The sequence below is a fragment of the Phytoactinopolyspora mesophila genome (genome assembly GCF_010122465.1).
GTDB classification, from domain to species: Bacteria; Actinomycetota; Actinomycetes; order Jiangellales; family Jiangellaceae; genus Phytoactinopolyspora; species Phytoactinopolyspora mesophila.
In genome coordinates this window covers 106,339-128,193 of record NZ_WLZY01000010.1, presented here as the reverse complement: position 1 = coordinate 128,193, position 21,855 = coordinate 106,339, and the positions used below count along the sequence as shown (strand labels likewise).

Annotated in this window: 20 protein-coding genes; 7 read left to right on the top strand and 13 right to left on the bottom strand. The window is 64.4% G+C overall.

The genetic code is table 11. The annotated features are described in order from the left end of the window. Nucleotides 1–79: 79 nt before the first annotated feature. From tgmC to tyrS, 4 genes are all read right to left on the bottom strand, one after another. Nucleotides 80–1,294, bottom strand: coding sequence for an ATP-grasp peptide maturase system methyltransferase (gene tgmC, locus F7O44_RS24280; RefSeq protein ID WP_162452892.1), 1,215 nt, complete (start codon nucleotides 1,292–1,294; stop codon nucleotides 80–82). Further along, nucleotides 1,291–2,142, bottom strand: a complete 852-nt coding sequence (locus F7O44_RS24275) for an MvdC/MvdD family ATP grasp protein (protein WP_162452891.1) — start codon at nucleotides 2,140–2,142, stop codon at nucleotides 1,291–1,293. The genes tgmC and F7O44_RS24275 overlap by 4 nt, the downstream gene beginning before the upstream one ends. An 11-nt stretch (nucleotides 2,143–2,153) precedes the next feature. After that, complete coding sequence (tgmA, locus tag F7O44_RS24270; protein ID WP_162452890.1) at nucleotides 2,154–2,399, bottom strand: putative ATP-grasp-modified RiPP; 246 nt, start codon at nucleotides 2,397–2,399, stop codon at nucleotides 2,154–2,156. A gap of 639 nt (nucleotides 2,400–3,038) precedes the next feature. Beyond that, nucleotides 3,039–4,442, bottom strand: coding sequence for a tyrosine--tRNA ligase (gene tyrS / locus F7O44_RS24265; RefSeq protein WP_162452889.1), 1,404 nt, complete (start codon nucleotides 4,440–4,442; stop codon nucleotides 3,039–3,041). 763 nt (nucleotides 4,443–5,205) lie between these two features. On the opposite strand from tyrS, the gene F7O44_RS32370 reads away from it, so the two are divergent. Beyond that, entirely contained in the window at nucleotides 5,206–5,781 is a 576-nt protein-coding gene (locus tag F7O44_RS32370; protein WP_162452888.1) for an HD domain-containing protein, read from the top strand. On the opposite strand, the gene F7O44_RS24255 is transcribed toward F7O44_RS32370, so the two are convergent. Together F7O44_RS24255 and F7O44_RS24250 are read right to left on the bottom strand one after the other, a co-directional pair. Beyond that, nucleotides 5,749–6,219: an NUDIX hydrolase gene (locus F7O44_RS24255; protein ID WP_162452887.1), complete on the bottom strand. Its 471-nt coding sequence runs from the start codon at nucleotides 6,217–6,219 to the stop codon at nucleotides 5,749–5,751. The two genes, F7O44_RS32370 and F7O44_RS24255, sit on opposite strands and share 33 nt — an antisense overlap. 14 nt (nucleotides 6,220–6,233) lie before the next feature. Further along, nucleotides 6,234–6,980 (bottom strand): XRE family transcriptional regulator, encoded by a 747-nt coding sequence (locus tag F7O44_RS24250; protein ID WP_162452886.1) that lies wholly within the window; start codon nucleotides 6,978–6,980, stop codon nucleotides 6,234–6,236. A gap of 1,543 nt (nucleotides 6,981–8,523) precedes the next feature. Here F7O44_RS24250 and F7O44_RS24245 point away from each other — a divergent pair. Continuing rightward, nucleotides 8,524–11,136 carry a BTAD domain-containing putative transcriptional regulator gene (locus F7O44_RS24245; RefSeq protein WP_162452885.1) on the top strand — a complete coding sequence of 871 codons (2,613 nt, stop codon included), beginning with the start codon at nucleotides 8,524–8,526 and terminating at the stop codon, nucleotides 11,134–11,136. 27 nt (nucleotides 11,137–11,163) lie between these two features. On the opposite strand, the gene F7O44_RS31340 is transcribed toward F7O44_RS24245, so the two are convergent. From F7O44_RS31340 to F7O44_RS24235, 3 genes are all read right to left on the bottom strand, one after another. Further along, nucleotides 11,164–11,292, bottom strand: a complete 129-nt coding sequence (locus tag F7O44_RS31340) for a hypothetical protein (protein ID WP_281353664.1) — start codon at nucleotides 11,290–11,292, stop codon at nucleotides 11,164–11,166. 61 nt (nucleotides 11,293–11,353) lie between these two features. Beyond that, nucleotides 11,354–12,052: a hypothetical protein gene (locus F7O44_RS24240; RefSeq protein ID WP_162452884.1), complete on the bottom strand. Its 699-nt coding sequence runs from the start codon at nucleotides 12,050–12,052 to the stop codon at nucleotides 11,354–11,356. A 163-nt stretch (nucleotides 12,053–12,215) separates the two neighbouring features. Next, a complete protein-coding gene (locus F7O44_RS24235; protein ID WP_162452883.1) occupies nucleotides 12,216–12,605 on the bottom strand; it encodes a VOC family protein in 390 nt (129 codons plus the stop codon). An 89-nt stretch (nucleotides 12,606–12,694) separates the two neighbouring features. Here F7O44_RS24235 and F7O44_RS24230 point away from each other — a divergent pair, with 89 nt between their 5' ends. Beyond that, nucleotides 12,695–14,230, top strand: a complete 1,536-nt coding sequence (locus tag F7O44_RS24230; protein ID WP_222851648.1) for a plasmid pRiA4b ORF-3 family protein — start codon at nucleotides 12,695–12,697, stop codon at nucleotides 14,228–14,230. An 80-nt stretch (nucleotides 14,231–14,310) separates the two neighbouring features. On the opposite strand, the gene F7O44_RS24225 is transcribed toward F7O44_RS24230, so the two are convergent. Next, nucleotides 14,311–14,919 (bottom strand): TetR/AcrR family transcriptional regulator, encoded by a 609-nt coding sequence (locus tag F7O44_RS24225; RefSeq protein WP_162452882.1) that lies wholly within the window; start codon nucleotides 14,917–14,919, stop codon nucleotides 14,311–14,313. A 105-nt stretch (nucleotides 14,920–15,024) separates the two neighbouring features. Between F7O44_RS24225 and F7O44_RS24220 the strand changes: the two genes are divergently transcribed. Beyond that, the gene (locus F7O44_RS24220) at nucleotides 15,025–15,447 is read left to right on the top strand and encodes a VOC family protein (protein ID WP_162452881.1); all 423 of its coding nucleotides are present in this window, start codon (nucleotides 15,025–15,027) and stop codon (nucleotides 15,445–15,447) included. 92 nt (nucleotides 15,448–15,539) lie between these two features. On the opposite strand, the gene F7O44_RS24215 is transcribed toward F7O44_RS24220, so the two are convergent. Then, nucleotides 15,540–15,848, bottom strand: a complete 309-nt coding sequence (locus F7O44_RS24215) for a hypothetical protein (RefSeq protein WP_162452880.1) — start codon at nucleotides 15,846–15,848, stop codon at nucleotides 15,540–15,542. 359 nt (nucleotides 15,849–16,207) lie between these two features. Between F7O44_RS24215 and F7O44_RS24210 the strand changes: the two genes are divergently transcribed. Genes F7O44_RS24210 through F7O44_RS24200 form a run of 3 tightly spaced genes read left to right on the top strand, consistent with a single transcriptional unit; the run spans nucleotide 16,208 to nucleotide 20,119 of the window. Continuing rightward, the gene (locus F7O44_RS24210) at nucleotides 16,208–17,290 is read left to right on the top strand and encodes an ABC transporter substrate-binding protein (RefSeq protein WP_162452879.1); all 1,083 of its coding nucleotides are present in this window, start codon (nucleotides 16,208–16,210) and stop codon (nucleotides 17,288–17,290) included. A gap of 33 nt (nucleotides 17,291–17,323) precedes the next feature. Next, nucleotides 17,324–18,982, top strand: a complete 1,659-nt coding sequence (locus F7O44_RS24205; protein ID WP_162452878.1) for an ABC transporter permease — start codon at nucleotides 17,324–17,326, stop codon at nucleotides 18,980–18,982. Between the two features lie 30 nt (nucleotides 18,983–19,012). Next, the gene (locus F7O44_RS24200) at nucleotides 19,013–20,119 is read left to right on the top strand and encodes an ABC transporter ATP-binding protein (protein ID WP_162452877.1); all 1,107 of its coding nucleotides are present in this window, start codon (nucleotides 19,013–19,015) and stop codon (nucleotides 20,117–20,119) included. A 72-nt stretch (nucleotides 20,120–20,191) separates the two neighbouring features. On the opposite strand, the gene F7O44_RS24195 is transcribed toward F7O44_RS24200, so the two are convergent. Continuing rightward, the gene (locus F7O44_RS24195) at nucleotides 20,192–20,467 is read right to left on the bottom strand and encodes a DUF2277 domain-containing protein (protein ID WP_162452876.1); all 276 of its coding nucleotides are present in this window, start codon (nucleotides 20,465–20,467) and stop codon (nucleotides 20,192–20,194) included. A gap of 93 nt (nucleotides 20,468–20,560) precedes the next feature. Continuing rightward, the gene (locus F7O44_RS24190) at nucleotides 20,561–21,751 is read right to left on the bottom strand and encodes a winged helix DNA-binding domain-containing protein (RefSeq protein WP_162452875.1); all 1,191 of its coding nucleotides are present in this window, start codon (nucleotides 21,749–21,751) and stop codon (nucleotides 20,561–20,563) included. Nucleotides 21,752–21,855 lie beyond the last annotated feature (104 nt).

Below are 21,855 nucleotides of genomic sequence, written 5' to 3'. Positions count from 1 at the left end.
GCTGAGCTCCAGCGTAGCGCGACGCGACCCGAAAAGATCACGATAGGTGCAAGGCAGGACTATCGTCCGCACAGCTGTCCTACCTCAGAGGGGCTGACTGCCAGCTGGAACTGTCGAGCCGTGTCTCAAGGACAAGCCGTTGAACGCCACCCTCATCGACTCGCAGGTCGTACCTGTGTGGCGCAGGCCGGCCGTGGGCTTGCCAGGTGTCGTGGACGGCCGTGAGTTCGTTCCAGAGGGCTCGGTGGCCCCCTTGTTCGAGCAGCCAGTCGTCGCCGTCGTGGTGGAGGCGCACCCAGCTGCCGTCGGTGTGGTGAGAGAGGTAGGTGTAGGTGACGTCGCCCTCGGCGACGGTGAAGTACATGACCTGCGGCAGCGCGTACTGGGCGGTGAAGCGGAAAGCAGGGTCTTCGAGGACCGCTGGGGTCAGGCGGGTCGGCTGCGGAGCGCCCTGAGTGGGGCCCATGCGATCCTTCAGGTCGGCAGGCTGTGGGTTAGCCTGGCTGCGGGCCAACATGAACGACGCCATGTCTGGCAGAATCCGCCCGGACGCCGTGCCGTTCTCGTTGACGGTGAGCTTGACCAGGCCGTAGGAACCGAGCGCGCCGGTGACGCTGGCGACGAGGAGAGCTCCCGGCCGGGCCTGGGTGAGCCAGGCTGCCGGGATCGACGTCGGAGAGCAGAACGCGATCACCCGGTCGTACGGCGCGCCGCTCTCGTGCCCAGCGAGGCCATCGCCGGCCACCACGGTAGGCGTGTATCCGGCCTGCCGGAGACGGTTTCGGGCGCGGTCGGCAAGGATGGGGTCGACGTCGACGCTGAATACCTGGCTGGAACCGAGTCGCTCGGACGCGAGCGCGGTGGAGTAGCCGGTCCCGGTGCCGACAAGCAGTAACCGATCACCATCGGTGACGTCGAGGTGTTCGAGCATCATGACCAACAGACCGGGGAGCGTCGACGAACTGGTCGGGTTTCCGACCTGCGGACCTGCTCGATCCCATGAGGCGTCGTTGCCGTCCAGCTGTGTGGTCCAGGTCGTGTTCTCGTACACCTTTGTTAGCCAGGCGTCGTTACCCGCGGTCTCGCGGGTAACGGGCACCCACGCCGTGGGACCACGATCGGTTTCCTGCCGGGCGTAGAACCGGGGTAGGAACACATGCCGCGGCACCCGACGGACGGCATCGCGCCAGCCCGTCGTGTTCAGGTCGCCGTTCGCTGCGAGCTGGTCGGCGAGTTGGTCCCGCATCTGCCGAGCACACACCTCGTCCACACCTGACGGGGCCTCGGTGGTCACGACGCCGCTCCTCTCTGCAGCAGGTCGGCCAGGGCATTCGAGATGGGCAGGCCGGTGACAGTCTGGATCCAACCCCATTGGCCGTTGGGGTTAATCTCCAGGAAACGCCACTCTCCTGCCGGCGTGACGACGAAGTCCAGCGCTCCGAACACCAATCCGAAGCGGCGCATCAACTCCACCACACCACGCCGCACCGCGCCGGGAACGTCGACGACCCGGTAGGTGAGTGAGGCGTAGTCGTTGCGCCAGTCCACGTGCGCGGCGTCGCTGCCAGCGTGGATCTCGGCGGCGGAGAAGGCGTTTCCCACGACAGTGAGGCGGATCTCGTGGTGCTTGTCGACCCATTCCCGGGACTGATGCGCGCACAACGTGATCGAGTCGTCCAACCCCTCCGTGTCCACGATGCTGGTGGGCATCCCTTTCGGCAAGCCGTCGTCGTCGACCACGCCGCCGGTCAGCTGCCACGGCTTGTAGCTCGCGTCCCCGTTGCGGCCAGGATGGTTCACCCACAGGCAGTTCAGTGACACCAGCACACCCAGCAGGCCGGCTCGGGACTGCGCGGCGGCGAACCGCCGCGTGGCCGGGCTCATTGACTCCGGCATCACGAACTCACCCGGTCGCCGGTAATAGACGGAGCCCGCCCGGGCCAGCTCGACCTCCCGTCCGCCGAACCACAGCGAACCGTTCCAACCGTCGTCGAGCTGCGCCGACACCGTGAGTTCAGTCGGAAAAAGCGCGGTGTCGAACCGAAACACCGCTACGTCCCGCTCGTTCAGCTCCCGGACGACGAGGTCAGCGGTTGTGTCGGTCTGCGTCGTCAGGACCAGCACGGTTGGTCGGCTGCCCATGTCAGCCGGATTCACCACGGATCACTGTTGGTGTCTTCGCCGGTCTGGTTACCGTCGTTGTTCGTCGACGTCTCCGAGGCCATTGCATCGGTCTTCCAGGGGTTGCCGTCCGCACCGACCGTCAACTGCAGCTCCGGGCTGTAGCTGACACCGTCCGGCCGCGGCTGGGCCGCATGGCGGGGTGCCTGTAGGTACCGCATCCCGTACGGTCGTCGCGGCGACTCAGCAGATTCGTTCATGACGTCATGGCGGCTCATCGTCGTGTCTCCTTCTACTCGTTGTCGTTGACCATCCGTGCTCTATGGCGTGCGGCGCGCGTTGCGGAGCCTCCTGTCGCGGCGCACTGGGGGATCGAGCCAGACGACGACTGAGTCACCGCCATGTCCATGGATCCGTTCGATGTTCAGACCGACTCGAAGGCCGTAGCCACCCGGATACCAGGTCTCGTACGCCACGATCCCGACGCCAGACAGGCCGGCCGGGTGGTGATGTCGCTGTCGTGCGAACCGTCGCGCACGGCATCTCACTCACAGGCCTCGGAGTAATCGACCCGGCCACTCCACATCGGCAGCTCCACCGCTGTTGCTGCGCTTCCAACGGGCACCAAAACGCCGCCCTGACGCTTCACCGGCCGTGCCAGCCAGCAATGGTCCCGCGTGCTCCAGACCAGCACATACTCGGTATCGCGCCGCAGCATTACGCACCTCACTGTCTCCGCGATCTGTCGAAGTCCGAGGCGATCGCACCGCCCGCTCGACCGTGCGAGCCGTACGACAATCGTGTCGACCATCAGACGACACGACCATGACCGCATGTGGAACTGCCGTGGCATCCGCAGCGCCCCCGAGACGTTGCAGCGTCGGCACCGGATACCAGCAACTGCGCCGCACCTGATGTCAGAGTTCGATGCGGGCGACCTTGCGGCCCGCCTTGAGGTACAGCGCGGCACCTTCGAGTGCCCCTACCGCGCTCACGATTTCGCCGAGCGCCTGCTGGACAGAAGCCTCGGCGAGCGGCATGGCCTGCTGCTCTCCGTTCGACTCGCGGATCAGGCGAAGGCCGTTTTGCTGAGCCACACGGCGCACGGCGGAGATGCTGGGAGCGAAGTCCAGCGTCCGGCTGACCAGCGCGCCGAGCGTCTCCTCGGCGTGGTCCTTCAAGGAGACCACGGGCAGGGTCTGGGTGTCCCCGAAGGAGCGCCTGGAGAAGCGTGCCGTGAACTCCGCGCGGGCAGCTGCAGCAGCGTCCAGACCGTGTAGCGCAGCCACTACCTCACCGGCCAGAATGCGCTTGACCGCCATCGGGTGCGCGGTTCCCGCCTCCAGGCGCTTGGTGACCACGCGGATCTCGTCGTCCGTCCACTCGGTGAGCAGCTGGAGATACTGCTCGATCAGGTGGTCGGGGATGGACATCAGCCGACCGTAGACGTCGTCGGGTGACGCCGTCAGCCCTATGTAGTTGCCCTTGCTCTTGCTCATCTTGGTGCCCGTGCCGTCGGTGCCCTCGATGAGCGGCGTGGTGATGACGACCTCGGGGGTCTGATCCGAGATCTCCATGACCTTGCGGCACATCTGGAGGTTCAGCAGCTGGTCCACACCGCCGAGCTCGACGTCGGCGTCGATGGCCACCGAGTCCCACGCCATGACGACGGAGTAGACGAACTCAGCGACGGACAGCCCGAGGCCTTCGGCGAGCCGGGTGCGGAAGTCCTCGCGCTGGAGTGACATGGAGACAGGTACCCGGGCGAGGACCCCGACGAGCTCCGGAAGGGTCACCTTGTTCAGCCACTCGCCGTTGAAGCGCAGGTCGGCGCGCTCGAAGTCGATGAACGGCGTGACCTGCTGCTGGTAGCCGCTCAGGTTGCGGGCGATGTCATCGTCTGTGAGGGGCGGGCGCTCCGAGGAGCGCCCCGACGGGTCGCCGATCTTTGCTGTGACGTCGCCGATGATGAAGACGACGTGGTGGCCCATCCGCTGGAACCGGCTGGCGATGATGATCGGCACCGCGTGTCCGATGTGGACGTCGGGCGAGGTCGGGTCGATGCCGTACTTCACGACGAACGGCCGTCCCGCCACCTGCGCGGCCTCGATCTTCTCGGCGAGCACCGCAGCTGAGGGGATCAGGTGATTCGCGCGCCCCTCGACCAGGGCAGCCTGCTCCTTGGGGGAGAGGTCGGAGAGGTCGAGCGAGCGCCTTGCTGTTGTCTCACCGAGCAGCCGCATGACCGTATAGTCCGCGCCCAGGTCCGCTCCATCAAGGATGTGCATGACGCGGGTGACGGACTCACTCAAACGGCTCATGGCTCTTATGCTCCTGGGTCGGACAACTGGCCTGGCCAGTAGGGATTGGAAGCAGCGACCTTATCAGCGGTGCCTCCAGCACACCGCGGAATGATCACGAATGGGCCTGCCATCATCGGCTCCGAACACTTCAACGTCCGGAAGGTAGGGCGCGTGGTGAGATGGATACGGGGATCGCAATAGGCCGTCTCCAGGAGCAGCGGAGCACCGCCCGTCGGTGAGGAATCAGACACGGAAACGGGTACTGGTCCTTGAGAGCATGAATGGGCTGGTCGTGGGTATTCACTCCGTCGACCATGTTGCACACGTCGTCCACGCCCGGTACAACTCGTGCCGCTGGAAGCCTTAGCTCTCCGCCTCGCGTATTGTTCTCGCAGCCGATGGGTCGGTACTGGGAGAACAGCCAGTTCTCGACTCCGTCCCTTGAACCACCTCGGCGATGAACTGCGCCAGGCGAGATAGTTCCTTGACAGGGTCGGCTGTGGTGAACGGGTTGAAGGCGAGCCGTCGCTGGTCGGCGGTCAGGAACTTCACGTTGGCCCGTTCGAAGTGTCCCTGAGCGCGGAACCAGCTGGCCGTCTCGGGTTCGTGAACTCCTGACCTGGCCCGTTACGTGAACAGAGTGCCCGTTCGTGAAGAGTCCATAAGGTCCGGCCGGCCGCACTCATACAGGCTCGGCCTCGTCGTGGGCAAACTCGTAGGCCTAGCCTCGCTAGGCTTCAGCCGTTGGGATCCATCGCGGAGGCGAATAGGCTCAGCTGTGATGGGTCAAGACTGGTCTGTTCCGGCATGTGCAGGGCTGGCACGCGAGTTCATGTCGGCCATGGGGCGTCGCTGGGCGCATGTGCAAGGAGTCGGGACTACGGCCCAGGAGTTGGCCTCGACTACGCCCCGGGTGCCCGAGTTGGTCGTCGCGGCGGCGTGGCTGCACGACATCGGCTACTCGCCGCGCGTTCGGTCATCTGGCTTTCACCCGATCGACGGCGCGGAGTTCCTCGCGGTCCGAGATGCGCCCTCGGAACTAGTGTCGCTCGTCGCGTACCACTCGGGCGCCGAATTCGAGGCCGAGGAACGTGGGTTGTCGGATGCGTTGGCTTCGTACGATAGACCAAATCAAATGAACCTTGATCTGCTCACATTTTTTGATATGGCTGTGAGTCCCGCAGGCGAGAGGATTCTTGTCCAGGACAGGATCGATGGGATCCTGCAAAGGTATGAGCCCGATCATCCCGTGCACCGCGCTGTGGTGTGCTCTCGCGATTCTTTAATAGCATCATGTGTTTGTGCGGCCCGTAAACTTGACCTGCTAGCCGATGAATGGGTGTTCGCGTCCGTCTAGGTAGTGCTTGATGCGTAGTCGCATTGAGGGGTGCATTTCGAGATTATTTATCTCCGGAATTGTGGCCCAGGTGACCTCTTTGCTCTCTTCGCTGGTCCTCTGTGAGCCGCCGAGGAGTCGCGCGGCGAAGCATATTGAGAATTGTTGGCGAACCTCGCCATTGTCGTATGCCATCACGTGATTAGGGTTCGTATACGTTCCTACTATCGTATAAGGTTCTACGTCGTACCCGGTTTCTTCTTTGACTTCCCGCATCACCGTTTCCCGAATGGACTCGCCCATCTCATGTCCGCCTCCAGGCAACGCCCAAAGGTCGTTGTCGGTCTTGTGGATCAAGAGAATCCGGGCGTCGTGGTCCTGGATAAGTGCGGTGACCGACGGGACGACATTGGTGATCGCCGGCGCTTCCGGGTCGTCGACGTAGTCGATGCGCGCCATGTTGGGCTCCTTTGTCAAAGATCTGTAACCGGTTCCCCTGTGCTCCATACTCGCTCGAATCCGAGCATATAATTCTTGAATAGCCGACCCTCGGGTAATCTTTGAATATGTAGTGTGGGTGAGTGGCTCGCGGGCGCGCCATAGATATGAGTATTTGTCAGCATTGCATCGTCGAAACGAAAGATCGAATTGTACAGAGTGCTGCCGTGTTTTCGTGCGATAACGCCATCTGTCGTGATTATGGATGCGAAGTACCTCCAAGTGAGGCGACATCTCGCAGCCAGCATGTCGTCAATTCCTTCTTCGCGCCCGCGCAGGCGTACGCCATCTGATTCGGGATCGCCGAGCAACAGTCGTATGCCGACGCCTGCGGCGGCCTTTTCTGCCAATATGTCGACAAAATCCGGCAGGGCGTCATGTAGGAAGCTAGCGGCGTACGCGAGGATGTCAATCGACTCACGCGCGTTGCGTGTAAGGGATAGCCACGTGTCGAGTGGAACGGTACGGCGATTCTGGTGGATTGTGACGAGTTCGGCCCGACTTATCGCTGGCGTTCTGCCCTGTTCAAGAATCGAGGGCCACAAGTAGCCGTCATCTTGACCGAGTGCGGCGGCTACCGACATGCGATGGGTGCGATGAGGGATACGTTCCTTTGCAATCCAGCGCTCGACCGTCTTCGGATCGACACCTACATACTCGCTAAGAGTAGCGATGGTCATGCCAGCACTGGTCATAGACGCTCGCAGTCGATCGTTGGCCATGTCACCCGCATCTCTGTGCCGAGGAGTTCAACTCACACCAAGGACGTCTCGAAACGTCCGCTGACGTAGTGCTCCCGTCCCGGTGTCTTGCGATGACATGGACCACAGATTGCTGCGGCGGCAGCCGGTGTGGCTGGAGGCCGACCTTGTCGGATCGTCACAGGCGGCGTCATCGGTGGCTATCAGGGACGAAGCCGGTGAGGGAGCTAGCGGCTTCCTGGCGCGTGGCATCGGACGGTGCCGACGTGGTTCTTTGTTCGCTATGCAAGGAGCGGGTGGTCATGTTCACGATCTTGGTCCCATATGAAGGTTTGGTCAACTGGCCGCTTTCGCGCATCGAAGCGTATGCAACCAAGTTGCTGGCTGAACATGTGCCGCTGCGGCGATGGTCGAAAGCTGGAGCGCAATGCCGAAGGTGCGGTGTCGCCTGGCCGTGCCGGGCATCAACATGGGCTAAGCGTCACGCTTGCGGCTTCGGCCGGGTGAGCGCCCGATGAGCGAACCTGTCATCGCCAGTCCGCGTTCGGTACCTTCGGCGGCAGAGTCTCTACTGCCGCGGCGATTTGCGCTGCATCGGGAGGAGGACTTGAGTGGCGTTTCCGGTACGGGGGTGGTCGCCTACGGGATCACCTTCGCCGGCGGCAGGACCACATTGGCTTGGTGCGCCGGCGATGTTGCTTCGATCACCGTGTTTGATCATCCTGATGAGGTGCTTCGGATACACGGACATGGCGGTGCCACTCGCCTGGTCTGGATCGATCCACCCGGACGCCATGTCCGGAGTGCCGGATGACCGCGATTTAGGCGAACGGGTTGTTTTCCGAGTTTCGCAGATCGCCAGGTTGCCGGTGCTCTGTTTGGTGACGCGGTGACTGCACCCAGCAGCTTCGTGATAATGCGCAGTTCGGGTATCCCGATTACCACGCATGAGGCTCTGGTCGAGACGATGGCCGTATGTTCGCTCTCGCTGTTGATCCGCTCGGTTTGGTTGCGCGCCGCTCGGGCTCGAATGGTGGCCATACCTGTCACAGAATCCCGCTCCGTGTGCTATCGGATTGTGAAGTCTGCGAGCGGGAAGGATGATGTGGCGATGAGCGCATCCCGAGTGCAACGGCGTGGCGCTGACGCGCTCCGCGGCATCTTCGCATTCTTCGGTCTGGTCGCATTGCTGGGTGGCGTCCCATATGGGTTGTGGAAGGTGGGCGGCTCTCCGGTGCCTACAGGTATTCCGGAGATCGGTGTGATCACGGATGTGTTGACGAGTCCCGACGATGGCTCAGTGTTCATCGGCGTACTGATCCTGACCGGATGGCTCGGTTGGCTATCGTTTGCGCTGGCAGTGGCCGTCGAGATTCCTTCAGCGATCCGAGGAGTGCGGGCACCGCGGTTGCCCACCATGGGCGTGCAACAACGATTGGCCGCAGTACTGATCACCGCGTTACTCGGGTTGCTGGCCGTTGGGCCAGTCGCGACTGCGGCTCCTGCATCGCCGAACCCGGGCGTTGAGAACGCCATGCCCCCTCTGGCGGCCGTCGATGACCGAGTGGCCGGCCGGGACGCCGCCCCCGGCACCGCTGGGCAACGCGATTCTGTTCAGACGGAAAGCGATGGCCACGGTGCACCTGGCGAAATATACGAAGTGGTACCTGGCGACACTCTCTGGGATATCGCGGAGCAACATCTCAACGATCCCACTCGGCACCCGGAGATCTTTGCCGAGAACCGCGACGTCACCCAGCCGGACGGCCGGACACTGACGGATCCAGATCTGATCCACCCGGGGTGGCAGCTCGTCATCCCGGGAGACGCGGATGACGATGCGGGCGACGACGTGACGGCCGATGACGACGCATCTGATCTGGACGACGGGCAAGAGCGCGATGGGCGCCGTGATCAACCGGAAACCGATGAAAACGTCGATGAGAGTGATCCAGCCGACGATGGTGCTTCCAGTCCGGATGTCCCCCCGAATGAGGGAAGAGAAGAGAACGGCTATCCCGAGGACGATGAAGTGGCTTCGGGATGGTTGGGGCTGAGCGATGCGGAAGAGCCTGCCGATGCAGCTGGGACAGGCGTCGAGAACATCCAATCCAGCGTTCAGGCGAGCGACGATTCCGGCCTCATGCGCGTGGTCGCGACCACCACCGGCGTGGGCGCGGTACTGGCCGCTGGGTTGATCGGATTGATTGGGGCGCGCCGGTCGCGCCAGCAGCGGCGTCGAAAGAGCGGTCAACGCCTGCCGGAACCCGATACGAGCGGGACCGCGCTGGAAGCCGAACTTCGGGATGTGTCGGACCCAGCCGGCGCGGATTTCGTAGATCAGGCGCTACGAACTCTAGCCGCGAGGTTGGGTGAGTCTGGAGATCCACTGCCAGCCTTACGCGCCGCGCGCCTTACCGAAGACCAGTTCGAGGTTTACCTAACCGAGCCGGCCAATTTGCCTGAGCCGTTCGTAGGCACGATGGACGGTGGAGTGTGGGTACTCGTGACAGACACCGAGGACCTACTCGATGGTGAGAGCGCTCAGGCGATACCCGCGCCGTACCCCGGATTGGTCACCTTAGGTCAAGACCTTGAGGGCGGACATCTGATGCTGGACCTGGAGCATCTCGGTGCCCTGAGAGTGACTGGGGATGCGACAGCCATAGAAGCTTTCCTCACGGCTGTGGCGCTCGAGTATGCGACTAGCCGTTGGGCCGATGACATCCAGGTGACGCTGGTCGGCCGCGACATCGAACTGGAAGCGTTGAATACTGGCCGGATTCGACGAGCTCAGGACGCGGACCAATTGTTGCGTGAGTTGGAGGTCCGAGCTCAAGCAGATCGCGAGTTGATGGGGCATCTGCGGGTCAATGGCCTCGCGGCTGCGCGCACGGGCGGGGGCGCACTGGAGGCATCGACGCCAGAGATCGTGCTGATATCCCGACCGCTCCCGGAAGAGCATTGGCGTCGTCTGGCGGCGCTTCTGAGTACGGAACCGAAGGTCGCGCTCGCTATCGTCGCGAGTGGCGCTGAGATGATCGATGATGGCCTGGGGGGCGACTGGGAATTACGTGTTGACAGTGCTCGTGGGGCCGTCATCGAGCCGCTCGGGATCACAGTGCGACCGCAACAGGTCGACAGCAGGACTTACGAACAGATCGCTCGGCTTGTGGAAGCTGCAGATGCCGAGTTGTTGGGAGCCGGTGAGCCTGAGCTGAGACTCGACGATATCCCGATCCCGACATCCGAGGCACGGCTCTCTGCTGGTCAATATGTGGATGTGGGGACGTTGGTCCGCGGCGACACTTCTGACACCGCTGTAGATCAAACTGAGCAGGACAAACTATCGCTCGCGGCGACCGATGCGATGCTTCGGGACGGGGATGTCGTCAAGCTGGCCCAGGAGGAACATCCGCGCGTGTTGCTCTTGGGCGAGCCAGATGTCGCGTACGCGAAGGGGAGCCTGGAGAGCAGCAAACGTGGTCAGGGTATTCAGATCGCGGCCTACCTGTCGTTGCGACCTGGTCGTAGTGGCCCGGCTATGGACGAAGCGATTTGGCCAGGACGGCGGCTCGGGCAGAAGACGCGCGACACCGCGGTGTCGAAGTTGCGCCGTTGGCTCGGAACCAACGAGGCTGGTGAGCCATATCTCCCATATGCCGTGAAGGACTACCGGCTGCATGCTGATGTGCGTTCTGACTGGCAAGACTGGTGTGAAATGGTCGGCAGGCAACCACGCGAAGCCACGACGGAGAATCTGAGGACGGCTCTCGACTTAGTTCGTGGACGTCCGTTCTCGGGGATCAGAAGCGGAGCGTACGCATGGGCTGACATTCATGCGCAAGAGATGATCGCGTCAATCGTCGATGTTTGTCACGTGCTGGCGGAACGCGCCATGGGCGTGGGTGATTTGCGTGGTGCGCAGATGGCAACGTTGCTTGGGTTGGATATCGAGCCTGGCTCCGAGCTGTTGTGGCGTGCGCGCTTGAAAGCGGAAGTTCGGCTAGGCGACCCAGCACAGGTCGTGTCGATGATCAGGAAGCTTCGGGAACTCGCCGAGCAACTCTGGGGCGACCTCGAGGACGAGACAGTTGAGCTTATCGATCAGATCGAAGAGCGCTTGTCTGTGACGGGTTCCGCCGCTCGTGGCGTTGAGGGTCCCGGCCTGGCATAAGGTTCCCGGGCGGCGGCATAGACGGGCCTAAGCGCTACGTGCGGCCCACAAGGCTTGCACGTGGAGTTCGAGCATCCGGGTGAAGAGGTTGCCGATCTGGCGTAGACCAATCACCAGCACGTCGTCGGGACTGAGCGGACTCGCCGCAACTCCCATTCGTGCAGTTCATTCCCAGGATATCGAACCTCGGGCGGCGCTCGGGATGTTGGACGGCAGCCTAGAACTCCCATTCCCAGCCGGCACCATCCATGAACCACGGTTTGAACACGAGCGTTCCGCTCTCCGCGGATACATCCAAGGCGACCATGCCGGTGGCGTTCTCTCCTGGGCCGATGCGGGGCATCTCGTCCCGGCTGGCGAGGCACATGTAGGCGTTGCCTTCGACGTCGTTCTCCGTGACGCCGTCGGCTCCGACGACGGAGAACTCGTAGGAGTCGAACCAGACCTCTTGGCCGTACAGGGACTCAGACAGTTCGGAACCGGTTGACGCGGCGATACTGACGATGAGGAAGTGACCGTTCTGCGACGCTTCGGCGTAGTCGCTCGTGCACTGTCCACCAACCTCGATGTCGGTGACCTGGAACTCCAGCCACGGGGACTCCGGCCCGTCGTGCTCGTTGTACGCCCCCGCGGTCTCGCCGATCTCCTTGATCAGGTTGCCGCGCTGGCTTCTCGGCAGTTCGGGCTCGTCTGGCTCGTCCGTCTCGTCGGCTTCATCCGGGGCGGTTTCGCGCGTCGGCATCGGCGCCGATTCCGCCTCGGCGGTGGGCGGCGCGTCGTCGTCCTCGGCGACTGTGGGCATCGGTACCGCCTCGACGTCTGGGCTGACCGACTGGTTGTCGTCGCTGCTACCGCAGCCGGCGACGGTGAGCGTGGCCGCGGCCAGCACGGCAGCGAAGCGCAAGTTTGTGTTCACGGTGACTTCCCCCTCTTGGCGGGCGGGCCGAGAATGCGCCAGGTCTGACCTGGGCAAGCCCGCTAGTCCAAACGGTAGGGAGAACCCCGGACACAACCGCGATGTCTGCGCCGGGCGAGGACGACATCACCTCGGAGCGGTTGGCTACGCTCGCGAAGTTTCCTCAACGCGTATCGCGCCGGAGCGGGTGCTCATCGGGTACCTCGACGAGCACGATCCGCACGCCGTCGGGGTCGGTGATCCACATCTCGATCAGCCCCCACGGCTCCTCACGTGGTTCCCGGGTGACGGTCACACCGGCGGCGGCCAACCGTTCATGCTCGGCCCGGACGTCGCGCACCTGCAACCACAGCCGAACTGGCCCCGGCGGTGCGTCGTCGTTCGAAGAACCGGAGACCTCGAGCATGCCCTGGCCGAGAAAGAAAACCATGCCGCGATGTTCCGGCGGGCCGAACTCACGATAGACGGCCAGGCCGAGCACATCTCGGTAGAAGCGCTGGCTGCGCTCCAGGTCGGACGGGCGGAGCAGGACGCGGCTGCTGAGGATCTCCATGCCCGATCATCCCTCTCACAAGCTGGTTCGAACCACTCTGCTGGGCAGGTTGCCCTTGACCGGCCAGGCGATCTCGGTAGCGTAGCGATGTGACGCAGAACGGAGCCTCGTCCAATGGTGCCGGCAAGCCCGACCTGTTGAAGGAGTTCGAAGCCTCCATAGCGGGCCTCGGCCTGCACGACATGCAGACTGTGCTGGAAGAACTCCTCTCTCGTGGCGGCGAGCTCAACGATCCGTTCCACCGTGACCCACCGCCGTCTCGGCGTCGCCCTCGCCGCGACGACGTCGTCACCTACCGCGTCCGCGTCGACGTCAAGGGCACCAAGCCGCCACTGTGGCGCAGGCTGGAGCTCGCGTCCGACCTGTTTCTCGACGACGTGCACGACGTCATCCAGTTCGCGTTCGGCTGGACCGACAGCCACTTGCATCGTTTCGCCTCCGGGCCGACGTTCCACAGTCCCGAGACGGAGTACTACCTCTGCGAGTTCGAGGTGGACGAAGGCGAGGTCGGTGTTCCTGAGGGGGACGTCCGTCTTGACGAGGTCTTGGTCGAGCCGGGCGACAAACTCCTCTACAACTACGATTTCGGTGATGACTGGGAGCACGTGGTCAAGCTCGAAGCGATCGCGCCCAGGGACGACGACGCGCCGCGGGCGTTGTGTACCGGAGGCAAGCGGCCTGGTCCCGCTGAGGATTGCGGTGGCGTGCACGGCTACGAATTGTTCGTGGCAGCCAACGAGGCATCGAGCCCCGAACGCGAGCGGGCCATCGCCGAACTCAACCGGATCTACGGCGACGACATCGACTTCAGCTGGCACGCCCCGACACCGTTCGACATCGCTCAGATCAACGACGCCCTGGCCGAGCTCGGGGTAGACAGCGCTGGCGAGTCAGATGTACCCGGGCCGTTGGCTGAGGTTGTCGACGCTGTGCGCACCACAGCCGGCCGGCGGCAGCTGCGTACGCTGCTCGCTCAAGCGGCGCTGGACGAGCAGGTTAAAGTCGACCCGGAGACCGCGGCGCGAATGTCGCGGGGATATCTCTGGCTGATGAACCGCGTCGGGGACGACGGCATCAAGCTGACCGAATCCGGCTATCTGCCGCCGTCCGTGGTCAAGGCCGCGCTGAGCGAACTGGAACTCGAGGACGAGTGGCCGGGCTCCGGCAGCCGCGAGCACCAGACCGCTCCGGTGTTGTACCTCCGGGAATCGGCGCAAGCGGCTGGCCTGGTGCGCAAGTACCGCGGAAAACTGCTGCTGAGCTCCCGTGGACGTGCCCTGCGCGACGATCCCGTCGGCCTGTGGTGGCGACTGGCCGAGCAGACACCGTCGCCGAAGTTGAAGGACCCGGCCGAAATGCACGCCGGGCTGTTCTTCTTGCTCGTTGTCGCTGCCGGTGTCGCGGAGGATCGTGAGGAGGTCGTGGCTGATCTGCTCGGAGCTGTCGGCTGGCGGAATGCCGACGGCACGTTGCTGACGCCGTTCATGGCCTCCGATGCCGCCTTCGAGACCAAGGCCATGCTCCGCCGCGTCGGTGGTTTCGCCCGGGCACCGGGCTCGCCGTTCGGGCGGGTGACGCCGGAGGGAGTGTTGTTCGCGCAGGCGGCGCTGCGCACCTGGCCCTGACGGCTACCGTCGGGTGAGTTGCGTCCTGCAGGGCGTGGCTTCCGGGGCACGGTGTGCAGGACGCACGGGCGGCGGCGCTGTCACGCGGGTGGGCGTAGAGATTCGAGCATCCTGGTGAGCGCCGTCATGGTCTCCTCGAGATCGGCGTCGCGGTTCTCCGACCGGGCGAGCCAGAGCGCGGCCTCGTTCATGGCACCGGATAGCAGGTGCACCAGGGGCCGTACCGGCTGCTGAACGATGATGCCCTCGGCCATCAGTTGCGTCAGCCCCATCTCCAGTTGCTTCATGGATGTGCTCGCGTCCAGCTCGCGCCAGGCGCCCCACCCGAGCACCGACGGGGCGTCGACCAGCATGATCTGGTGAATACCGGGCTCGGTGCTGGCGGCCAGGAAGGTACAGCAGCCGGCGACGAGCTGCGTCCACGCGTCGGCGTCCGCCGCGGCGTCGGCGACCTTCGCGGCCACCTCTTCATGGATCTGCAGCAGCACGGCACGGAAAAGATCGTCCTTGCCGGAGAAGTGGTGGTAGAGCGCGCCCTTGGTGACACCGGTGGCATCGACGATCTGGGCCAGGCTGACGTGGGCGTATCCGTGCTCGGCGAACAGCCGGCGGGCCTCGGCGACGAGCGCGCGGGTGGTCGCTTCACGTTGCTGGGCCTTGGTGCGAGTGGGGCGTCCAGTGCTCGGCATGGTCCTGATTCTAGCCTGTTGACATACCGACGGTACGCATCTACAGTTGGGGGCATCGCGAACACATACCAACCGTAGGTATCGTTCTAGTCCAAGGAGTGCACCATGAAACTCACCGGCTTCTACCCCGTCATCCAGACCGCGAAGCTCGCCGAGACCACCGCCTTCTACGTCGAGCACTTCGGCTTCACCGTGGTCTTCGAGGCCGACTGGTATGTCAGCCTGCGTCGTGAGGGCGATGACGACGGCCCGTCCTACGAGCTGGCGATCCTGGACCACACCCACCCGACCATCCCCGACGGCTATCGCAAGCCGGTGGCCGGCATGCTGCTGAACTTCGAGGTCGACGACGTCGATGCAGAGTACAAGCGCCTGGTGAAGATCGCCGGGCTCGAACCCAAACTCGAAATCCGCACCGAAACGTTCGGCCAGCGCCATTTCATCGTCGCGGATCCCTCCGGCGTGCTGGTCGACGTCATCACCGAGATCCCGCCTGGTGAGGAGTACGCCGAGAACTTCGTCGAGTAACCGAACCGACCTCCACAAGCGTGACGCAGAAACGAACGAGCCTGCTCCCGGGTCGTTGTGCTAGCCGGGAACAGGCTCGTCGAGGTTTGGTCCTACGCGGCCAGAACCGCAGGGGAGTCGAACCACAGGTCGGCCACCTGTTGGCCATGTTCGACGAATGAGGCCACGTAGGAACGTACTTCGGTTGCGAACTGAGAGATCTCCTCGGAATCGAAGCCCGCGATCATCGCCAGGGCCTCGATGTCGGGAACCTCGGCATCGATCAGCGATTCCTTCATGTGCTCCACGTCGAGTCCACACGCTCGGGTCACCGTGGCGATGGTCTCGCCTCGTTCCAGCGCCGCCTCGAGGGCGTTCGGCGTCACGCCGAGGATCTCTGCTGCTGTCGGAATCGCGTACATAGTCACTCCTTCTCCGGGAGGGTCACTCCCGTCGTCATGAGGTCAATTCTCCGTCTCCGAACCTGAGAAGAGCCGGAGAAAAGCCTGATAGTCGGGTGTGACTTCGGCCTCGTTCGACCGCCGCCCGCCCGGTGATCGTCAGTACGAAATGGCTGTAGAGCGGCAACCACGGCGTACTGATGATCACCAAATCGCGACCACAGCGTACTGACGATCACCGAGTGGTTGGGCGGCGTCAGGTGAGGATCGGCCCAGGGGCAGATGTGGTTCAGGCAGGGGCTGGTTCACGTCAAGAAGTAATGACATGCTGATGGCTAGCACTGACCGGTAGTCAACGTCGCCTGCACCGGGAGGAAGATATGAACCGACCATCGCGAGCACTGCCGCTCCTGCTGGGCCTGGGGCTGCTGGTCGCCGCGTGTGGAGGAGAGACGGCCGATCCCTCGGCGCCGGAGGAAGTCGATCCGGAGGAAGTCGAAGACGTCGAGGAAATCGAGGTCGACATCGACGACGACTCACTGGTCATCTACGGTGCGCTGCACGAGGAAGAGATCGCCCGGCTGGCCGCGGCGTTTGAGCAGGCCACCGGCATCGACACGGAGTTCATCCGGGGTAGCGCGGGTGAACTGGCCGCCCGTATCCAGGCTGAAGGTGACAACCCGCGGGGCGACATCGTCCTAGGCGGGCCGAGCGAGATCCACGAGGCGTTGGTGCCGGAGATGCTCCGGCCCTATGAGTCGCCCGTCGCGATCGAGGAGTACGACGCCGAGTTCTACCACTCCGAGCATTACTGGCACGGCTTCTACGTTGGCGCGCTGGGGCTAGCCATCAATACTGAGCGCTGGGAGGACGAGTTCGGCGACCGGGAGTACCCGTCGACGTGGGACGACCTTCTGGATGACGACTATGAGGGCTCGCTGGCCATCGCGCTGCCGGCATCGTCTGGAACCGCCTACAACTTCCTGGTGACACAGGTCTTCCGGCTCGGGGAGGACGAGACCTGGGACTGGTTCGAAGACTTCAACAACACCGTCGGCCAGTACACCACCAGCGGCGCCGCGCCCGCCCGCATGGCCGCCGCCGGCGAGTTCCTGATGGGGATGACGTTCGGCCACGACGTTCTCAAGCCGATCGACGCCGGCTTCCCGCTCGAGCTCGTGTACCCGGAAGAGACGGGGTTCGAGATCGGCGCCGTGTCGATCATCGAGGGCGGGCCCAACCCGCAGGCCGCGGAGGTGTTCGTCGACTGGATGCTCGGCCAGGAGGCCAACCAGCTGCACACCGATCTGAGTATGCGGGTGCCGCTGCGTGAGGATGTCGCCTTGCCGGAGGCCGCCACGGACGTGAACGAGCTCAGCCTGGTGGAAGGCTTCGACGCCGAATGGGCCGGCGAAGAACGCGACCGGTTGCTGGACGAGTGGGAGGAACGGATCGGCGGCTGAGGTGAACGGCACGGATCTCACATCTGAGGTGTTATGACCACCCCCTTGCTGCCGCCTCGACGGTCGCGCACGTCGCGGGAGATCGGCCGTGCTCGCCAGGATCCGTCGTCGTACATCATCGCCTTCCTGCTGGCCGCCGCGCTGTTGATCTTCGTGCTGTGGCCGATGCTCAGCATGTTCCTCGAGCCCTCGGGTGCGGACTGGCAGCAGTACCTGACCAGCGACCGGCTGCGCGGCGTCACCTGGAACACGGCCGTGATGGTGATTCTGTCCACCATTACGGCCACCGCGATCGGGTTCGTGTTCGCCTACGGACTCACCCGCGACGATATCCCCGGCAAGCGATTCTTTCGGCTGATCTCGCTGCTGCCGCTGATCTCGCCACCCTTTGCGCTGGGCCTGGCGCTGATCCTGCTGTTCGGCCGCAGCGGCCTCATCACCTCTGACCTGCTGGGTCTCAGCGTCGATGCGAGGGGCCTGATCGGGTTGTGGGTGGTGCAGACGTTCACCTTCTACCCGGTCGCGGTGCTGACCATGGTCAGCGTCTTGCGCAACCAGAACCCGGCGATGGAATGGGCGGCGCGGGATCTCGGGCAGAGCTGGTTCGGCATCATGCGCACCATCACCGTGCCGCTCGCGCTGCCGGGCATCCTGGGTGCCGCGCTGCTGGTCGCCATGCTGGTTCTTGCCGACTTCGGCAATCCGCTGATCATCGCCGGCGACTTCCGGGTGCTGGCGGTCGAGGCCTACATCCAGGTGATCGGCCGCTTCAACTTGGGCCTGGCCGCTGTACTCGCGATCATGCTGCTGGTGCCCGCGCTGCTGCTGTTCCTGCTGCAACGACGCTTCCTGGGCCGCCGCTCCTACATCACCGTCACCGGGAAGGAAAGCACCTTACGGCCTATCCCGACGCCGCGCGGTGTGCGCTACGCACTGGTGACGTTCATGAGCTTGGTGGCGGCCTTCGTCATCATCACCTACGCCAGCATCTTCGCCGGGGCGGTGACGCGGGTATGGGGCGTGGACTGGTCGTTGACGTTCGAGCATCTGGAGTTCGTCGTCTTCCGCACCGGCGACCTGCGTAACAGCGCCGCGTTCGCCGCGATCGCGGCCATCTGCTGTGCGGTCATCGCGACGACAGCCGCGTACTTCCTGCACCGGCGGCCCGTGCCCGGGCGGGGTGCGCTGGACATTCTGGCTGTTCTCCCAGCGGCGCTGCCGGGCACCATGGTGGGCATCGCCTATGTGGTCACGTTCAACCAGGCGCCCCTGATCTTGACCGGCACCGGCGCGATCATCGTCATCTCCATGGTCGTGCGCGCGCTGCCGGTCGGGTATCGCGGCAGTGTCGCCGCCCTGCACCAGATCGGGCCGTCCATCGACGAGAGCGCCGCCGACTTGGGAGCCGGAGCGACGCGCACCTACCGCACCGTCATGTTGCCGCTGATGAAGGGTGCGTTCACCGCGGCGTTCATCTATGCGTTCGTCGAGTCGATCAATACCGTCAGTGCGGTGATCTTCCTGGTCAGCCCTGGCAACCAGCTCGCGTCGGTCACCATCATGGGCCTGGCTGAGCACGGCTATTGGGGTGAGGCGACCGCGATGTCCGCGGCGCTGATGCTGGTCACCTTCGCCGCACTGGGGATCTTCCGGCTGGTGACGCGTGGCCGGGTCCGTCTGTTCGAACTATGAGAGGTCGTGCGGACCTCGTAAGGAGGCGTCATGGCGCACGCGCATCTGCGGCTCGCCGGGCTGCGTAAGACCTACGGCGACGCCGTGGCCGTCGACGACGTGAGCCTGGACATCGAACGCGGCGCGTTCACCTGCCTCCTCGGACCGAGCGGCTGTGGAAAGACCACCACGTTGCGGATGATCGCCGGATTCGTCGAGCCTGACGCCGGAGACATCCTGATCGACGGGGTGTCGCAGCGCGGCCGCTCCGCGCACCGCCGGCCCACGTCCATCGTGTTCCAGGACTACGCCCTGTTTCCGCACATGAAGGTCTTCGACAACGTCGCCTACGGGCTGCGCGCCAAGCGGTTCAAGGCCGGTGAGGTGACACAACGGGTCAACGCCACACTCGAACTGATGGGCCTCGACGAGCTGGCCGAACGTTTTCCCCGGCAATTGTCCGGTGGTCAGCAGCAGCGGGTGGCGCTGGCGCGCTCGGTGGTGACCGAACCTGAGGTGCTGCTGATGGACGAGCCGTTGTCCAACCTCGACGCGAAGCTGCGGGTGCGGCTGCGCACCGACCTGCGGGCGCTGCAGCAGCGGCTCGGCATCACAACCGTGTACGTGACCCACGACCAGGAAGAAGCCTTGGCCATGTCCGACGAGGTCGCGGTGATGCTCGACGGCCGGCTGGAACAAGTCGGCCAGCCGTACGAGCTCTACGACCGCCCGCGTACGCCGTTCGTCGCCGACTTCATCGGGTTGAACAACTTCCTGCCGGCGACGGTCCGCAAGGTGGCCGAACAGGCCGTCGTCGTCGAGCTGTCCGATGGTCAGGCGCTGGAAGTGTCGCGGGAGAAGACGGTCGAGGACGTGTCGCAGGGCGACGACGTGGTGGTGGTCGCCCGCCCGGAGGCGCTCAGGGTGCTGCCCATGACTGCCGATACCGGCGCCGCCTCGCCATCCGAGCAGAGCGTCGCCGCATCGCTGATCGACAGTCAGTTCCTGGGCCCGCTGCGGCGGCATTGGGTGCACGTGAGCGGCACGGACGTGATCGTCGACGAGCACGACCCGGATCCGGCGCCGATCGCCGCTCCAGGTGCGGACGTGAAGTTGCGGATGCCCCGCTCGCGGCTCACCGTCATGCCACCGCGCTGATTCATGGTTGAGGGATTGGTGTCGCCAGGGCTACACCAATCCCTCAACCACCCTTCGCGCAAGAAGCGGGGGTTAGCTGGCGCGGTCCATGCGTGCTTGGTAGCGGGCCCGTGCTTTGGCGGCTTCGACCTCACGGTCGCGGGGCGGTGCGTTGGTCACCAGCGAAGCCAATAGCTTCCGGGTGGACGCCGTGATTTCTTCGACCGCCTGGTCGAAGGCCTCCTGGTTCGCTTGCGACGGTTTGCGCGTCCCAGCGATCTTGCGCACGTACTGCAGCGCGGCGTCGCTGACTTCGTCCGGAGTGGCCGGCGGCGCGAGGTTGTTCAACGGTTTGATGTTGCGGCACATACCTTCGAGGGTAGGCGAAACGCGCACGGATCGGCAGCGCAGCAGGGCTGACCGCCTGCCCGGACAGTCGGTTGAGCCCGTCAGAGCGGGGGCCTACGAGCCGGCGCTCAGCTCGCGTTCCAATGGGGTTCGGAAGCTGGGAACGACGGACGCGGCGTCCAGCCGTTCCTGCAGCCCAGCAGCTACCGACGCTACCGCCGTCTGCGCTTCGGAGCCGACGTCTTCGAGGAACCGCCAGACGATCTCGGGACCCTTCATCGCCCAGCCGCCCACGATCCGCCCGTCCCACCACACGGTAGGGCCGATGTTGCCGTTGCGGTCAAAGAGTGGCTCGCGGTGCGGGCCCAGATAGAAGGCGCGCTCCTGCCAACCCATAGGGGTGGGATCAAGGGCAGGCAGCAACGCCGCCGACGGCTCGACCGGGGGATCCGGCTCGGTGTCGTCGGCCAGCACGATGCCGGGCACACCTTCGAGGTCAGCGGCGACGACGTCGAGTTTGGCGACGACCTGACGGGTGGCGCCCAAGGTCCAGCCGGTCCACCACTTGAGGTCGGCGACGGTGGCCGGACCGAACGCCCGGAGCCAAGCTCGGGCCAGCGTCACGCGGGCGTCCAGCTCCGCAACCTCCGGCATGCCGTCGGGCCAGACTTCTTGCGCCGCGCGCCATCGGTGCATCCGGGATAACCACGTTCCCGCAGGCCGGCCACGTACGATGCGCCCGTCGGCACCCATGAGGGTCAGCACCTGGCTGGTGATGTTCTGCTTGACATCCCATTTCTTGTCTGACGTCGGTAGCAGCGCGGTGCGCAGCCGCGGCTCAGCCTTGGCCAATTCACTGGCCAGCGATTCACCGCGGGCGAGCAGCACCTGCTCAACGCTGGCCTCTAGGTCAGCGAGCCAGGTACCTACGTCGCCTTCGACGGCCGGCTCGGTGGGAATGGTCTGCAGCTCTTTGATCAGCCGACGACGCAGCCGGGCGGCGATCTCGAGGCCAGCGGCGCCGTGCACCACCGGCGCGAGCTCGGCAGGAGCCACGAACATGGTCCGGCGCATCCCGATCATCTTGACCAGCGCTTCGTCGTGGTAAATCGCGGCGGAAACGTCATCCAACGACGTGCCGGGGCAGCGGGCGAGCACCGACAGATACACCGTGGCGGGATCGGTGGCATGCAAAACGACGACGCTGGACGTGGCCTCCACCGGCGACGACGCGGCATGACCTGCCGCCAGTCGGTGCCGCCGCACCAACCGGGCCCGGCGCTGATCCGTGCTGAATCTGACCATTGCCTCACATTAATGGCTCGCTACGACAACGTCGTCCTTGATCATTGTGCGCTTTTAGGTGCCAGGGCACCCAAAAGTGCACAATGATCATGAGGGCCAGGGGC